Annotated in this window: 11 protein-coding genes; 4 read left to right on the top strand and 7 right to left on the bottom strand. The window is 70.4% G+C overall.

Going from position 1 to position 15,464, the window contains the following annotated elements:
- Positions 1-74: 74 nt before the first annotated feature.
- The 3 genes from EES41_RS01050 to EES41_RS01040 form a co-directional block, all read right to left on the bottom strand.
- Entirely contained in the window at positions 75-944 is an 870-nt protein-coding gene (locus EES41_RS01050) for an NmrA family NAD(P)-binding protein (RefSeq protein WP_123074807.1), read from the bottom strand.
- A 101-nt stretch (positions 945-1,045) separates the two neighbouring features.
- Positions 1,046-1,510 carry a hypothetical protein gene (locus EES41_RS01045; RefSeq protein ID WP_123074805.1) on the bottom strand — a complete coding sequence of 155 codons (465 nt, stop codon included), beginning with the start codon at positions 1,508-1,510 and terminating at the stop codon, positions 1,046-1,048.
- 149 nt (positions 1,511-1,659) lie between these two features.
- Positions 1,660-2,178, bottom strand: coding sequence for a MarR family winged helix-turn-helix transcriptional regulator (locus tag EES41_RS01040; RefSeq protein WP_123074803.1), 519 nt, complete (start codon positions 2,176-2,178; stop codon positions 1,660-1,662).
- An 893-nt stretch (positions 2,179-3,071) separates the two neighbouring features.
- Between EES41_RS01040 and EES41_RS01035 the strand changes: the two genes are divergently transcribed.
- Positions 3,072-5,456, top strand: a complete 2,385-nt coding sequence (locus EES41_RS01035) for a prenyltransferase/squalene oxidase repeat-containing protein (protein ID WP_216827229.1) — start codon at positions 3,072-3,074, stop codon at positions 5,454-5,456.
- Between the two features lie 602 nt (positions 5,457-6,058).
- Here EES41_RS01035 and EES41_RS01030 read toward each other — a convergent pair.
- From EES41_RS01030 to EES41_RS01020, 3 genes are all read right to left on the bottom strand, one after another.
- On the bottom strand, positions 6,059-6,589 hold the full coding sequence (locus tag EES41_RS01030; protein ID WP_302186143.1) for an ATP-binding protein: 531 nt from the start codon (positions 6,587-6,589) through the stop codon (positions 6,059-6,061).
- A 197-nt stretch (positions 6,590-6,786) separates the two neighbouring features.
- Positions 6,787-7,791 (bottom strand): TAXI family TRAP transporter solute-binding subunit, encoded by a 1,005-nt coding sequence (locus tag EES41_RS01025; protein ID WP_123074797.1) that lies wholly within the window; start codon positions 7,789-7,791, stop codon positions 6,787-6,789.
- Positions 7,788-9,908: a TRAP transporter fused permease subunit gene (locus EES41_RS01020; protein WP_250570232.1), complete on the bottom strand. Its 2,121-nt coding sequence runs from the start codon at positions 9,906-9,908 to the stop codon at positions 7,788-7,790. The genes EES41_RS01025 and EES41_RS01020 overlap by 4 nt, the downstream gene beginning before the upstream one ends.
- 221 nt (positions 9,909-10,129) lie before the next feature.
- Between EES41_RS01020 and EES41_RS01015 the strand changes: the two genes are divergently transcribed.
- Positions 10,130-10,840 carry a response regulator transcription factor gene (locus EES41_RS01015; RefSeq protein ID WP_123074795.1) on the top strand — a complete coding sequence of 237 codons (711 nt, stop codon included), beginning with the start codon at positions 10,130-10,132 and terminating at the stop codon, positions 10,838-10,840.
- A 7-nt stretch (positions 10,841-10,847) separates the two neighbouring features.
- On the top strand, positions 10,848-12,341 hold the full coding sequence (locus tag EES41_RS01010) for a HAMP domain-containing sensor histidine kinase (RefSeq protein ID WP_123074793.1): 1,494 nt from the start codon (positions 10,848-10,850) through the stop codon (positions 12,339-12,341).
- Positions 12,342-12,349: 8 nt separating this feature from the next.
- On the opposite strand, the gene EES41_RS01005 is transcribed toward EES41_RS01010, so the two are convergent.
- Complete coding sequence (locus EES41_RS01005) at positions 12,350-13,306, bottom strand: TAXI family TRAP transporter solute-binding subunit (RefSeq protein WP_123074791.1); 957 nt, start codon at positions 13,304-13,306, stop codon at positions 12,350-12,352.
- A 926-nt stretch (positions 13,307-14,232) separates the two neighbouring features.
- On the opposite strand from EES41_RS01005, the gene EES41_RS01000 reads away from it, so the two are divergent.
- Positions 14,233-15,423, top strand: coding sequence for a helix-turn-helix domain-containing protein (locus tag EES41_RS01000; protein ID WP_123074789.1), 1,191 nt, complete (start codon positions 14,233-14,235; stop codon positions 15,421-15,423).
- The last annotated feature ends 41 nt before the right edge of the window (positions 15,424-15,464 follow it).

The raw sequence follows: 15,464 nt of genomic DNA, 5'->3' as shown, positions 1-15,464 counted from the left end.
CGCGCGGACCTGCAATTCCGCGATTGACAGACCCCGGAAGGGGCTTCACCACGATTCACCCCAACGAGCTGAAGTCAGAATCGGCGGAAGTGGGCGTGGTGTTCGTGCAGGAAGGCGTCGACGGTGCGGGGCCGGCGGCCGAGGATGTCGGTGACAGTGGTGGTGGGGGTTTCGGGCCGGGCGATGGCGAGTTGCTGGATCTCCGTCACGTGGTCGGCGAGCCAGGTGGGCATATGGGCGTTGTGGATGAGGTTGTCGCGCAGTTCGTCCGGGGTGAGGTTGACGTAGCGGATCTGGTTGCCGGTCAGTGTGGTCAGTCGTGAGGCGAGTTCGGGGTAGGCCACGGCTTCGGGTCCGGTCAGGGCGTAGGTGCCGCCGACGATGTCGGGCCTGGTGAGGGCAGCGGCGGCGACATCGCCGATGTCGCGGCAGTCGATGTAGTTGCAGGGCGCGTCGCCCATCGTGCCGAGGATGATGCCCTGGGCGACGGTGGGGGCCAGGCGCAGGAGGTTTTGCATGAACGCGTAGGGGCGCAAGATGGTGTGGGTGAGGCCGCTGGCGCGCAGGTGTTCCTCGACGGCGTGGTGACCGCGGGAGATGGCGACCGGGGAGTCGGGTTCGGCGGCGGGTGCGGAGACCTTGACGATGTGTCCGATGCCTGAGTGGGCGGCGATGTCGATGACGCGGGTTTCGAGTTCGACCTGTGCGGGGCTGTTGGCCATGGCGAGGAAGAGCTGGCCGGCGCCCTTGAAGGCGGTGCGCAGGGAGCGGGGGTCGGTGGCGTCGGCGTACTGGACCTCAACGGGCGGTTGGTGTGCGCCGGTTATGCCGGGGATCGGCCTGTGCGGGGTGCGGGTCAGTGCGCGGACGGGTGTGCCGAGTGTGAGGAGGCTGTGGAGCAGGGCGTTCCCGGTTGCTCCGGTCGCTCCCATGACAACGATCATCGTGTGCTCATTCCTTGGTGACTTCCCGGCGGCGGGTGCTGCCGGGGTGAGCTCGGTCGGGCTTGGGCTCGTGGGGTGGGTGGGTCCGGTGCCGGGGTGGGCTATATCGGGGATGCCGCGGCGGTGCTGCGCCAGCGCAGGGTGACGATGGTGGTGGCGAGGGCTGCGGAGACGGGCAGGTCGATGCGCAGGCGCTCCAGCCACGGGGTGGCGGGGATCGGGGTGTGGGCGGGTAGCCATTGGGCGGTGAACCATCCCAGCAGGGCCGCCGTGCCGGCGGCGGTGATGACGAGTGCGGCGGTCAGGGCGACGCGCGGCGTGGTGGTGGTCCACCGTCGGGGCTGCCCGCCGTGCCGCAGCCAGGTGCCGGCCAGGAACGCCACCACGGCGGAGGTGCCGGCGATGGAGGTGCAGGCGGCCACGGCCAGGTCCTGCTGCCCGGTGACGACTCCGGCGGTACCGGCCATCAGCGCGGGGGCGGCGTAGGCGGTCAGCACCTCGCGCCACAGGATGAACGGCCGGGAGGCTGCCCGGTTTCGGCTGGTTCTGTCCTTCGTTGCGGACATGCTGGCCTCTTTCTGGTTCGTGCGAGGGAAGCGAAGGGTTGTGGCGGGGAGCGGCAGGCCTACTCCGCCAATGTAATTAGGCAGCTAACTATTACGTCGGAAAAAAAGGCCCTACCCGGAGGGCGGGGCCAAACCAGCTGAGAGCCGGGTCAGTCAGCGGCCAGGGCCGCACTGCCGCGCACCACACGGGCGAGCAGATCCAGGAACACCGCACGCTCCTCGGCGGAAAGCCCGCCCACCATCGCCTCCAGCCGCCCGAAATGCTCGGACGCCATGTCACGCAGGTGCTGCGCACCGCGCGCGGTCAGGACGGCCACCGTGCCCCGGCCGTCCTCCGTGGACGGGCGGCGGGCGATCAGGCCCGTGCGCTCAAGGCCATCCAGCAGGCCGGTGACCGTGGCCCTGGAGACGCCGAGGTCGAGTGCAAGGCGTGAGGGTGACTTCTCCCCGCCGTGGTCTTCGAGGTCGGCGAGCAGGCGGTAGCGCCCCGTCGACAGGCCGAACTTGGCAAAGTGCGCCTCGGCCGCCCGGCCGACCCTCGCGCCCGCCGAAATCAGCCGCACCGCGACCAGCACCGCCTGCGGATCGACCTCCAGGCCGTAGTGCTCGACCTGCCGCCTGGCCTGGTCCAGCGTGGGTGCCTCGCCATCGATGCCGTCCTTCGTCATGCAGATAATATGGCAGCTAATCACTTTGCCTGTCAAGGCACCCCGATCGCTGGTGAACTCGCCTACTCAAATGTCGTCAGTTCTTCCTGGGGTCCAGCCTGATGGTGACCTGGTGGTAGCCGAGGGCGTCGGCGACGACAGGGGCGGGCATCTGCAGGACGTGCTCGCGGACGCGTAGACGCGGCTGGTGACGGTGGGGGTGCCGAGGTCGTTGACCAAAGCCGAGAGGGCGTCGGGGTGCATCGGCTGCCCGGCCCGGCGTCCGGGGAACGGCCAGCGCGAGTCGCCGTTCGTCGCGGTGTTCACGTCGTCCCGGTCGGGGATCCAGCTGCTGCTCTGCTGGTGCAGGCGGTTTGAGGTGGCCATCTCCGGTTGTGGGCCGGGCTCCGCAGGGCCCGGGTCCCGAGGCTTTGAGGTGCGTTCGGTGCGTGAGGTGTTCGACGAGGGTCAGGCTGCCGGCTGGCTTCGAGTGCCGGTCGCTGCGTGGCGGTGGGCGGTGGGCGGTGGGTCGGGTCTGGTCCCGGCCACGGACGCCGGGGCGGGGTCGCCGCGACCGGGACAGCTCTCTGGTGACCGCTGAGCGCAACCTCCTGTGAGGCTGTCTGTCACTCGTTTGGAGGGTCTGCCGTGACGGGGCTGGCCGTATGCGGCCAGAGCCCGGAGACTCGGGAGGCGAGATGTCCGGCGCGCGGCGGGCGGTGCGACTACCGGTGTCACGGCCGGGTGGAGAGGGCTTGCTCGGGATGGGGATGGCCGACGACCCGGCGCGGTGGGGAACGTGCAGTCCGTGGTGGCATGTGGCCGAGCGCGGGGCTGCGCAGTGGGCGAGCCGCTGGGGCTTGGTAGCAGGCGCGGACGAGGCGCGGCGGCTGGCGCGTATGGGCCAGGGGCGGATGGCCGGCTTCGTGGCTCCGGGTGCCACCGCGACGGAGCTGCAGCTGCTGGCCTGTTGGGGTGCGTTCATCGCGCTGGTGGACGACGGCTTCGACCAGGGCCCCGAACCGGCGTCGCCCGCAGAGGCGAAGGCCGCCCTCACACCGCTGGTCGCGGTGACTTCCGGCGCCGGCCCCGGGACGGCGCCCAGGACGCCGGCTGTCGCCGCGCTGCAAGACCTCTGGGGGCGTACGGCCGCGGGAACCGCGCCGCGGTGGCGCGAGCGCTTCGCCGCCGCCTATGCGTCGTTCGCGGAGGCGACCTGCGAAGAGGCACGCTGGCGGGAGAGCGGCTTCGTTCCCTCCCTCAGGGAGTATGTGCGGCTGCGGCGCCGCACCATCACGGTCCTGCCGCTGCTTCTGGTCGCGGAGCGGTTCCTGCCCGAGTACCCGCAGGCGGACGTCCTGCGTGACATCTGTGCCGATGTGATCGCGTGGACGAACGACCTGGCGGACGCCGCCACCGAACGGGCAGGCCAGGTGGGTCTCGTTGATGTACTGGCCCGGGAGCGGGCCAGTGACCGCGGCGAGGCGGCGGCGATCGCCCGGACGATGATCGAGGACCGGCTCGACGACTTCGACACGGCCGCCCGCACACAGACGCAGCCCCCGAGCCCGCACATTGCCGCCGCAGGCGACCGGATCGAGCTGATCAGCACGTTCCTGTATGGCGCCGTGACCTGGCAGCACGAGTCGCAGCGCTACCGTGCGCCGCTGCCCGCCCAACGCCCGACAAGCCGTCCGGCCGCCGATCCGGTGGAGGCGGCGGTTGTCCGGCTGGAGCGCAGGCTGTCCCTGGCGGTGGCGGCGGGCGGAGCGGTGACGGACCACTGCGCGGGCCGCGTTCTGGAATCCGCCCTCCTTCTGGCCCTGCTCCGCGCACGTGACACCCACCACCAGGAGCAGCAACAGCTGACCGCCCACCTCGAACAGCGGCGGTGTGGCGCGGACCCGCTCGATGCGCTGCTGATCGACGCCTGCCTGCGCCCCGAGACCCTGCCGCCCGACGCCGCCGACGCCGCAGAGCCGGTGGTGGGCGATGCGGCGACCGTCACCTCTGCCGGCGGTCGTGGACGGCTCAAACGCAGCATGCTGCATGCCGTTCTCCACGCGCTCGGCGGACTTCGGCTCAGCAGCGAGGACACCCCCGCCCCCGGCAGCGGCACACTGTCCAGCTTCACCACCGTCAACCTCTTGGCCGTGCGCGTCCTGTACTCCCACGCCACCGGCTCCCCGCATACGATCTCCACCGGTGAACGCTTCCACCTGACCCACCTCCTGGACGAGTCCGACGGGAGACTGGCGTGGGAGTCCAGTGCTGCTACCCACCTGCTGGGCCTGCATGCCCTGCAGTCCTACCGCCCCGGCCACCAGCTGATCGGCGAGGCCGTGACCGGCCTGCTGCTGACCCGCGATCCAGAGGGCGGGGTGCCGTTCCTCGACAGCCAGGACGTCTGGCTGTCAGCGGTCGCGGGCCTTGCCTTCCTCGGCAGGCCGGCCCCGCGCCGCTACACCGCCCGGATGGGCCAGTTCGTCGCTGCCTGGCAGGCACCCGACGGCGGCTGGCCCTTCGCGAGCGGAATCCGGCAGAGCGACGTCGACACCGCCACCCGCTGCATGGAGTTCCTGAACGCCCTCGCCCCGCACCGCTACCGGCACCACCTGCACCGCGGCGCCGCCTACCTCACCAGCAGAGCCGGCCCCGACGGCGGATTCCCCACCTGGCTCCACGGCGATGACCCCGACCTTGACATGACGGCCGGCGCCGTCCTCGCCCTCATCCCCCACAGGCCCGCCCACACCCGCCTCATCACCGCGGCCACCCGCTTCATCCTCGACTCCCAACACCCCGACGGCACCTGGGACCCCAGCTGGACCCTCAGCGAATCCAGCGTCATCCTGCGCGCCGTCGACGCCCTGGATGCCGCCTGCGCTGTCCCCGGCACCGACCTCCCACGCATCACCGCCGCGACCGTCCGCGCGACGGCACGACTGCTCGCCACCCAGCACAGAGACGGAGGATGGGGCCGCACGCCCGACTCCGACAGCGACGCCCTCTCCACCGCCCAGGCCCTGCCCGTCATCGCTCGCCATGGCCCCCCTCACGCCACAGCGGCCGCGGTCGGCCACCTGCTCTCCCGCCAGGACGCGACCGGTTCGTTCCCCGCCCCACCGGATCAGGTGGGACCCCGCCCGCTGCCCTTCGACTATCCCGTCGTCGCTGACCTCCACACCCTTGCAGCCCTCAACCGCCGTACCGGCCAAAGCCCTCTCCGGGCCACCATGCCCCCGGTGCGCGTCACCGGCCCTCGCGGGTGGCCGGGGCGTGCCCGACGCGGCAGCTGAGAGCGTGTGCGGCGGGGATGCTCTGCAAGAGCGCCCCGCTCTGTACCGGCCCGGGCGCGGTCCGTGCGCGTGGTGTCCGCCAGCATGCGTGTACGGCGGGCTTGGCGGGTGTTCGCCTGCGAGGATCGTTCGGCTGGAGCCGGTCGGCGCCGGTGAAGTTGGTCGCTGAAGGTGGCTTCTCTCAGGATGGCGCCGCTGAGGTTGGCACGGGTGAAGACGGCTTCTGCTGGTGGCGGCTTGGTGGTGGGCGGTCGGCGCGGGCCCGGTGGAATCGGCGGACGCCGGGCCTGTGGTCGCGGGTTGTGGTCGAGACGGCGGAGGAGGCGGCGGAGGAGGCGGCGGTCCGGTTGGCCGTGCCCGGAAGGGCCGATTCCCGCCTTGGACGTCGCCCGAGGTGGTGCGGCTGTCCAGGCCTTCGTCGGTGCCAGGCCGAAGGTCGCGCTCGCACGGGAGCGTGGCCCGTTCGTCAGCGTCAAGTGACTCCTCTTCCGCGAGGCTGCCGAGGAGGATGGCCGTGACCTCGGCGGTTCGGGTTGGTGAGGTCTTCGGCCCGGCCGTTGCGGGTCATAGGGGGCGGCTCGATGTCGTGACGGGGACGCGTGTCACCGCGCTTGTCCTGCTGCGTAGGTCTCCGTCGTGGCCTGGCGGACGCCGACCGGGTGTTGGCGCGAGGGTGCCGGCGGGTTCCCGGCGACTGCCTGGTGTCCCTGGTGCTGTCCGTTCTCTTCCTCGGTGGCTGTGGGTGTCATTTCGAACCAGACGGCCTTTCCCGTGGGGGTGGGTGTGGTGCCCCAGTCGGTGGCGATGGCCGCGATGAGCATGAGGCCGCGGCCGCTTTCGGCGTTGAGCGTGCAGTTTCGTGGGGTGGGCAGGCCGGGTGTGGTGTCGGTGACCTCGACGCGCAGTCGTGAGCCGGTCCACAGGACGGTGAGGGTGGATGCTCCGGTGGTGTGGCATACGGCGTTGGCGATGATTTCGCTGCACAGCAGTGCGAGTTCTTCGAGTGTTTCGCCGGTCAGCTGCAGGTCCCATCCGCGGACGACGGCCAGCACGAGGCGGCGGGCTTTTGGCACTGCCTGTTTCTCCGCGGCTATCGGGAAGCTGCGGGAGCGTGACGGTCTCGTGGCGCACATCGTGATCACCCTTGGGGGGAGGGCGGGCGGTCCGGCACGTGTGGCCGGGGACCGCCGGCGCCCTGGGGCAGTGGATCGCGGGGGAGCGGGGGAGGGATGGTTGTCCGGGGACCGGGTCTGTCCGGTCTGGCTGAGGGGCCGAGGGGCCGGTCGCTGGTGGGCCGCGGATGCGACCTGCGGTGGGCCGGCGGTGTGGGTCAGGGCTTTTTGGCGAGGTTCTTGAGCGCGTTCTCGGCGCCGGGGTTGAGGGGGACGGGGGCCACGCCGGCCGCTTGGGCGGGGTCGATTTCGGTGGCGGCGGCGTTTACCTTCTCGAGTTCGCTCTTCTTCTCGTAGACGATGCTGACGATCTTTCCGGCGAGTTCCAGGTCGAAGCCCTTCCTGACGAGCAGCACGTTGGGTACGACGATCGTGGGGACAGCCGCCGGCTGGTTGTACGCGGAGGCGGGGATGGAGCCCTTCTGGTAGACGCCGCCGTACGTGTTGCTCAGGGCGGGCAGTTGCTCGGTGATGTCGAGGAAGCGGACCTTGCCCTTGAGGCTGGTGACGAGATCGGTGATGCCGCCGGTGGGCAGGCCGCCGGACCAGATGATCGCGTCGATGGTGCTGTCCTTCATGGCGTCGACCGATTCCGGCAGCGCGAGTCGTTCCGCCGAGACGTCCTTGACGGGGTCCAGTCCGGCAGCTGTCAGCAGCCGTCTGGCGATGACCTCCGTGCCGGAGTTGGGTGCTCCGGTGGAGATCCTCTTGCCTTTCATGTCCTTGAGGGAGGTGATGCCGGAGTCCGCCCGGACCAGTACCTGGGTGTAGTTGGGGTACAGGCGGGTGAGGGCTTCGACCGCCTGCGGCTTGTCGAAGCTTCCCTTGCCCTGGACGGCGTCCTGCGCTGTGTCGAGGAGGGAGAAGGCGATGTCGTAGCTTCCGGCCTGGAGGCCCTGGATGTTCTGTACGGACGCGCCGGTGGTGGCGGCGGTGGCCCGGTAGCCGTCGATGTTGTCGGAGATCAGCTCGGCCAGTCCGCCGCCGATCTGGTAGTAGACGCCCGTGGTGGGTCCGGTGGCGATGGTGAGCCGGCCCCCTTTGCCGTTGTTCGCGGCCCCGTTGTCGTCCTGCTTGCCTCCTGCGCAGGCGGTCGCGGCGAGCGCGAGCGTGAGGGCCACGGCGGGGGCGGCCAGGCGCGCGGTGCGCGTGGGGTGCTTCATGAGGGGAGCTGTCCTTCCGTGACGGCTTCGGCCTGGAGGCCGTGGCCTGCGGTGTGGGGCGCGGGGGAGTGCTGCCTGCGGCGGACCAGGCGCATGCCGACGGCGAGGGCGAGGGCGATGAGGCCGGCGGTGATCGCGGCGGGTTCGAGGTACAGGAGGCACAGGGCGGCGGCGACGCACAGTGCGCGCTCGGCGGGGCCTGCCGGGCCGAGCAGGCGGCCTCCGGTGGCGGCGGCGAGCGCGGCGACCGCGAGGGCGGAGACCGCGGTCGTCCACAGGACGCCTGTCAGGCTTCCGGTGCCCAGCAGTTGGGAGCCGTTGTCGGTGAGGACGAAGGCGAACGGGACCAGGAACGCGGGCAGTGAGTACTTCCAGGTAGCCACCATGGTGCGCATCGGGTTGCCGCCGGTGATGGCGGCCGCGGCGGCGGCCGCGAGCGCGGTCGGCGGGCTGACCTCGGACAGTACGGCGTAGTAGAAGATGAACATGTACGCCTCGGGGGTGCTGACCCCGAGGGAGAGCAGCGCGGGCGCGATGATGACCGCGGAGATGATGAACGAGGCGGTGACGGGGACGGCGAGTCCCAGGACCGACACCGCGAGGGCCGCGAAGATGACGGTCACCACCAGTTCCACGGTCGCGTTGTCACCGAAGAGGCCGGCGGCGTCGACGATGACGGAGGCCAGGTTCAGGCCGAGTCCGGTCTGGGTGACGACGGCGACGATGATGCCCGCCGCGGCGCAGGTGGCGACCACCGGCAGCACGGACCTGCTGCCCTCGGCGAGCGCCGTGTACAGCCGGCGGGGCGTCATCCTGTGCCGGGGGTCGAGGAAGGACAGCAGGAACTGCAGGGCGGTGGCGTAGACCACGGCCCTGAACGGTGGCAGTCCCATCGCCATGAAGCCGATGATCATGAAGAGGGACAGGAAGTGGTAGCCGAACCGGCCCAGCAGCCTCCACGCCGAGGTGGCCTCGTCGTCGACCACGGGCCGTGCGTGGTGTTTGCGGGCGTCGATCTCCACGGCGAGGAGGATGCCCAGGTAGTACAGCAGCGTGGGTACCAGGGCGTAGAGCAGGACGGTGAGGTAGCTCGTCTTGAGGTACTCGGCGATGATGAACGCCGCGGCTCCCAGCGTGGGCGGGGAGAGGATCGCGCCGATTCCCGCGGCGGCCAGCACACCGCCGCCCGCTTCCTTGCTGTAGCCGGCCCTGCGCAGTACGGGCCAGGCGACCGATCCCAGGCTGACCGCGGTGGCGGTCCCGGAACCCGAGACGGTGCCGAGGAGGAATCCGGCGGCCGTCACGGTGCGTCCGGGGGCGCTGCGGGAGCCGCGGAACGCCGCGAACGACAGGTCGATGAAGAACTTGCCGGCCCCCGAGATGTCGAGCACGGCGCCGAAGATGGTGAACAGCACGATGTAGGTGGCGGCCACGTTCAGCGGGACGCCGTAGACGCCGTCGGTGCTCATGAAGAAGTGGGCGGCGATCGCGTCGATGTCGAAGCCGCCGTGCGCCAGCGACCACTGGTAGGGGAGCAGCCCGCCGTAGTACGCGTACAGCAGGAACGCCGTGCAGAACGCCGGCAGTACCCAGCCGGTGGTCCGCCGGCACGCCTCCAGCACCAGGACGATCATGGCGATGCCCATGGCCACATCGAGTGATGTGGGCAGCTGGCGCCGCTCGATGAAAGCGTCGAACTCCAGCAGCGGGTAGAGGCACACCGCGAGCGCGCAGGCGGCCAGCATCCAGTCGAGCCAGCCCGGGTCGTCGCGCCGTACGGCCCCGCCTGCCCCCTTCGCCCCCTCGTCCGTGTCCTTCGCGGCGTCGCCCCGGCGCCATGGCAGCGCCCAAGCCGGCACCCGCACCGTCCCGCGGTGGGTCAGGAAGATCAGCGGCAGCGTCGCGGCGAGGAACAGCGTGAGGTAGTACTGGCCGCCCTTGGCGACCGGGAAGAAGATCGCGTACAGCACGAAGACCGACAGCACGGCACACACCGCGGACACCGCCCCCGACACCGCGGGGGAGAGCTTGCGGGCGGGCCGCTCCTGGTCGAACTCGGCCACCAGCTCGTCGGCTGTCCGCTGCCCTGGTTCGGACGGCGCTTGCACCATGCCCATGACGGCCTCCTCGGACTGAACACTGCGGTTCCTCAGACCGTGGCAGCCGTAACAAGAAGGCGACAGAGAACGCTCGCGCTCTTAACGTAGGTTTAGGATTCAGTGACCTGGATCACTCCTAGGTTGGTATCAAAGGCCGCACCCTGCGCCGCGGCCGCCCACAGCCGCCGGGGCGGGCCCCGCGGCGCGGGACCCAGCCAGGGAAGCACCGGGAGGACGCGTTGCGCATACTCGTCGTCGAAGACGACAACCGAGTCGCCGAAGCCCTCGCCGGCGCCCTGCGCCGCAACGGCTACGACGTCCAGCGCGCCGCCAGCGCCGCCCAGGCCCTGGCCGCACCCCCCGTCGATCTCGTCCTCCTCGACCTGGGCCTGCCGGACCGGGACGGAATCGAGGTCTGCCGGGAACTGCGGGCCCGCGGCGGCGTCCCCGTCATCGCCGTCACCGCCCGCGGAAGCGAACCCGACCGCGTCCGCGGACTACGCAGCGGCGCGGACGACTACGTAGTGAAACCGTTCGGCACCGCCGAACTCCTCGCCCGCATCGAAGCGGTCCTGCGGCGCAGCATGAACCACCACCCCCGCCCAGAACCCCTCCTCACCCTCGCCGGCGGCCTCGCCATAGACCTCGCGCAACGCACGGTCACCCTCGACGGACAGCCCGTACCCCTGACCCGCAAGGAATACGACATCCTGGCCGTCCTGGTCCGGGCCGACGGCGCCGCCGTATCCCGGGACCGGATCCTGGTCGAGGTATGGCAGACCGCCTACGACGGAATGTCACGCACCCTCGACGTCCACGTCGCCACCCTGCGCGGCAAACTCGGGCGCACCGGAAGCCTCGTGCAGACGGTCCGCGGCTTCGGCTACCGCCTCACCACACACCCCACCGCCCCAGACCCCATCCCGCCGCCCGCGGCGGCCGGCTGCTGAGCCCCCGATGCACCGCCGGCTCCTCGTCATCGTCTGCGCCCTCGTCGCCGGCCTCATCGTCGCCCTCAGCGTGCCCCTGGTACGAGCCACCGCCGACCGCACCATCCAGACGTCCTTCACCGGACGGGTCCAGGACAGCGCCTGGTTCGCCGACATGGCCGCCACCGCCCTGGAAACAGGACGCACAGCCCGCCTCCAAGCCGCCGCCGACCGCTACACCGGCCTGTACGACTCCCAAGTCGCCGTCGTCGACGCCGACCGCAAGACGACCGTCGTCGCCCCGCACCCCATCGACCTCGAAGAACCCGCCGTACGCTCCGCGCTCCTCCAAGCCCTCGCCGACCGGCCCCCCGAACGGCCCAGTGTCGTATGGCCCTGGGACGACCGCCCCTTCATCCACGCCGACGCCATCAAACGAGACGGCCACATCCTCGGCGCCGTGCTGATCGTCTCCCCAACCGACCAAGCCCGCTCCGAAGTCGCGGACTACCTCACCCTGGTCATACTCGGCAGCCTCACCGCCCTCGCCATCGTCCTCATCGCCGTCGCCACCCCAGTCGTCCGCTGGGTACTGCGCCCCGTCCACGAACTCGACCGCGCCACCCACGAAGTCGCGCTCGGACGACTGAAGACCCACGTCTCCGACCGGGCCGGCGCCCCAGAACTACGCCGCCTCGCCAACAGCTTCAACGCCATGGCCGACAGCATGCACGCCTCCCAGGAACAGCAGCGCGCCTTCGTCGCACAGGCCTCCCACCAGCTACGCAACCCACTCACCGCGCTCCGCCTTCGGGTGGAGAACCTGGAAGACTTCGTGAACGACCCCCAAGGCCTGCACGAACTCCACAGCGCGGTAGAAGAAGCCGACCGGTTCGGCCAGATGCTCGACGGACTGCTGCGCATGGCCAGAGCGGAGGCATCCGAAGCGGAACGGACACCCGTCGACGTATCCGCCGTGGTCGCCCACCGCGCCGACGCCTGGCGGGCCGCCTTCGACGCCGAAGGCGTCCCCCTCACCACACGGATCCCCGACGGCGTCAGCGCACTGTCCCTGCCCGAATGCCTCGACCAGACCCTGGACACCCTCCTCGACAACGCCCTCAAGTTCGGCGACGGCTCACCCGTGGACATCTGCGTGACGCACGCCCCGCACGCCCCGCAAGCCTCCAGCCACGACACCGCCAGCCCGCCCCACGGACGGACGGCGGACAACGGACACGGCACCGTGGAGGTGACCGTCCAGGACCAGGGCTCCGGACTGACGACGGAAGAACTCGCCCAGGCGGGCGGCAGATTCTGGCGCAGCACACGTCACCAGAACGTCCCCGGAACCGGCCTCGGACTCGCCCTCACGCGAATACTCGTGGAAGCCGGAGGCGGCGAACTCCACCTGGCGGCCGCACAACCCCACGGACTCACCGCGACCGTACGACTACCCGCCGCTCCCCAACCGCCCACGCCCGCTGCCGCAGCCCCCCAGCCCCCCGCAACCACCCCCTGACCCCCACCTCAGGGATGCGACTCGCGATACCAGCGGGCAGCGCCCGGATGCAGCTCCAACGGATCAGTGGCGATCGCCGACCGCCGATCCAGACGCCGCGCCTCCGGGTGCGCCCGAATCAGCTGCGCCTGCCCGTCGAACAGCAACCGCGTCAGCCAGTAAGCCTCCGACTCCGCCATGTCACGCCGCACCACCAGGAAATTCGGCACGCTCACCGTCGTCACCGCGCTCTGCGCCCCGTAGACCACAGCAGGCACCGTGGTCTCCGTATACAGCTCGCCATAGGCCCGCGTGAGCTCCCCGACCACGTCACCGAGGTCCACCAGCCGGATCTCAGTACCGCGGCGCAGCTCAGTGATCGCCCCCGTCGGCAAACCACCACTCCAGAAGAACGCATCAATCCGCCCAGCCGCCAAAGCGGCCGCGGACTCGCGCACATTCAGCCGCAACGACGTCACATCCGTCTCCGGTGAAAGCCCCGCGACCTTCAGAATGCGTTCAGCGATCAGCGCCGTACCCGAACCGTCAGAACCCACAGACACACGCAGCCCCCGCAGCGCCTTCGCGCTGCGCACCGGGCTGTCCGCACGCACCACCAGCTGCACGTAGTTGTCATACAACGCGGCGAGCGCCACCACCGGCAGCGGCCGGGAGAAGGGCGGCCGCCCGGCGACGGCGTCAGCGGCGGCATCGGCGAGCGCGAAACCCGCCTGCGCCTGACCGGCCTCCACCTTGCGCAGATTCTCCACGCTCCCGCCGGTGTGCAATACCCGCGCCGACGCGTCAGGCAACCGATGCCCGATGACACCGGCATACCCCGCACCGTACTCCGCGTACACGCCGCCCGGATTACCGGTGGCCACGGCAATCTGACCGGACGGACGATCCGGCACACCACTGTCCGAGCACGCGACGGGCAGCAGCACCAAGACGAGTGCGGCCACGAGCAGACGCGCCACCCGCATGGGACCACCTCCCTCGACAGTGCACCGCCGGGTCCGGGCCTTCGGCACCGACATGTATCGCAAATCAGGATATCTCCGCCGCAGGGGGCAACGGCTTCGTGCTCTCCGAAGCTCTCCGAAGGAGGGTCACCACCTTCCCATGGCAGCGCAGGTCCCAAGCGGATTCCGGCACACTTCCGGCTGCCGTTGGAAAGCGGTCTTCCAGCGCGGCCCAGCCGTCCCCGCCCGGCTGCTCCTCAGCCTCGGCGCGGTGCGGGAAACTCAGGCGCGAGACCCGGCGACACCCAGCCTCAGCGCCGCGCCACCGCCCACACCCGGGCGGGGGAAGCGGCGAGCCCGCACGCCGCCGACGTACGGGCAACCGACAGCCTCGTCCCAGACCACAATGCTCCGGCGCTGAGCACGCAGGTCGAACGTCCGAGGCCCAACGCAACAGCGTGAGGCCAGCAGTGACGGGTTGTGGCCCCTTCCCGAGCGAATGATCCGCCGGGCAAGCAAACGCTCCCACACCAAGAGCGCTTCGCGCGGCCACCGCCCGGGCCGCTGTCTCCGCACAACTTCCAAGCCACCGCAGCGGCTTGACGAGGCGGGAGCGACAGGATCGTGGAGACACACAGCACCTCCACGCAATTTATCGAAAGGTGACAATTTCCCGCACGTGTCTCCGCACATCGAACAATCCGGAAGATCCTCCTCCAACAAGGGAACGACAGTCACCGTGCCAGTCCCCCCGCCCCCGCCTACCGTGTCCAGGCGGCAGAACGAAGCAAATCCGCAGGAAAGCCCCCAAGAATCGCCCTCCTCAAAGAGGTCGAAGGCACCAACGCTCCCCAAAAACAGGGGGCTGACGCCGGACCAGCCCCCTCGGTTGTCTGATCGTCGCCTTCCCGCCCAAGTGGGCCTCACTCCGCAGGAACGAGGAAACGATGTGCGAACTCCTGAGCCGCATCTGGTCCCGCCCCCCAGGCGAGTGGATCCGCGTCCTGCGCACGGAACTCCCCGTGCTGGCCGACGAGATACTGGAACAGCTCCAGCAAGGAACACCGGGACTCTCCGCACTCGTCAACGACAACGAGACCATCGACGACGAAACGCTCAGACGCTCGCTTGAGAAAGCCCTGTTCACTGCCCTTGGCTACGAGCAATTGGGTGACCAGGGCCCCAGCCGCGAGGATCCCGGCCCCCACCACGACAACGACACCAGACGCGACGGCAGGCACGAGGCAAGCCCCCCAGAGACCTGGGAACCCACGCACCACACGGGACACCGGGCAACAGGCCGCGCCACCCCAAGGGAGAGGCCTGCCGCACCGTCCGACTGGCTACGTCAGGACCTGTTCAACGCGCTCACCGACGCCAGAGCCACCCCGCAGCGCCCCCTCGCCGAGCTGGCCGAGGCGGCTGGCTGGCCCCTCCCGCCCGCCATACGGGGCGTCATACTGGCCACCCCCGGCGAAACGCAACAGCTCGCAGCCGCACTACACGACTCACTCCCCGGCATGTTCGCGGGCCAGCCCTGCCTGCTCGTCCCAAGCCGCACACCGGGCCCGGAAGCCCGGGCACGCCTGGAGCCCCCGCTGCGCGGCCGCATCGCAGCCGTGGGCCACGAGGTCCCCCCGGTAGACACCGCATCCTCTCTGCGCTGGGCCCAGCGCCTGCTCACCCTCACCCCGGCCCGCCAAGGTCAGGACACCCCTACCGTCTTCGTCGACGACCACCTCTCTACTCTGATCCTCCTCCAGGACGAACCACTGGCCCAGGCGCTGGCAGCCCAATGGCTCCGCCCCTTGGCCGGCCTGACCCCGCGCCAGAGCGAGCGGCTGGAGGTGACCCTGCTCGCCTGGCTCGAACGCGGAGGCGCCCCGGAAGCCGCGAAGGCACTCAGCGTCCATCCCCAGACCGTCCGATACCGCATGCGGCAACTGGAGAAACTCTTCGGACCGCAGCTACGTGACCCTCGTACCCGGTTCGAACTGGAGATGGCGTTGCGCAGCCGCCGGCTCATCGCGCGGGCGCGGATTCCCCACTCGCGGCAGGGACGCAACACGGGCCGCGTCATCACGGCGAACTTCACCCCGGCGGCCGCGGAAAGGATCGCCCGCGTCAACGGCCTGTGACCGCAGCAGCCCGCTCCGCCCCGCTCGGCGCAGGGGCGCCG

It is taken from the genome of Streptomyces sp. ADI95-16 (assembly GCF_003721495.1).
GTDB lineage: Bacteria > Actinomycetota > Actinomycetes > Streptomycetales > Streptomycetaceae > Streptomyces > Streptomyces goshikiensis.
Note: the sequence above shows the minus strand (reverse complement) of the source record. Positions and strands in the feature narration are given on the sequence as shown.

Bases quoted from the DNA above. Each gene is read 5' to 3' on its own strand.
- EES41_RS01050 (WP_123074807.1), bottom strand. From the start codon at position 944: ATGATCGTTGTCATGGGAGCGACCGGAGCAACCGGGAACGCCCTGCTC.
- EES41_RS01045 (WP_123074805.1), bottom strand. From the start codon at position 1,510: ATGTCCGCAACGAAGGACAGAACCAGCCGAAACCGGGCAGCCTCCCGG.
- EES41_RS01040 (WP_123074803.1), bottom strand. From the start codon at position 2,178: ATGACGAAGGACGGCATCGATGGCGAGGCACCCACGCTGGACCAGGCC.
- EES41_RS01035 (WP_216827229.1), top strand. From the start codon at position 3,072: ATGGCCGGCTTCGTGGCTCCGGGTGCCACCGCGACGGAGCTGCAGCTG.
- EES41_RS01030 (WP_302186143.1), bottom strand. From the start codon at position 6,589: ATGTGCGCCACGAGACCGTCACGCTCCCGCAGCTTCCCGATAGCCGCG.
- EES41_RS01025 (WP_123074797.1), bottom strand. From the start codon at position 7,791: ATGAAGCACCCCACGCGCACCGCGCGCCTGGCCGCCCCCGCCGTGGCC.
- EES41_RS01020 (WP_250570232.1), bottom strand. From the start codon at position 9,908: ATGGGCATGGTGCAAGCGCCGTCCGAACCAGGGCAGCGGACAGCCGAC.
- EES41_RS01010 (WP_123074793.1), top strand. From the start codon at position 10,848: ATGCACCGCCGGCTCCTCGTCATCGTCTGCGCCCTCGTCGCCGGCCTC.
- EES41_RS01005 (WP_123074791.1), bottom strand. From the start codon at position 13,306: ATGCGGGTGGCGCGTCTGCTCGTGGCCGCACTCGTCTTGGTGCTGCTG.
- EES41_RS01000 (WP_123074789.1), top strand. From the start codon at position 14,233: ATGTGCGAACTCCTGAGCCGCATCTGGTCCCGCCCCCCAGGCGAGTGG.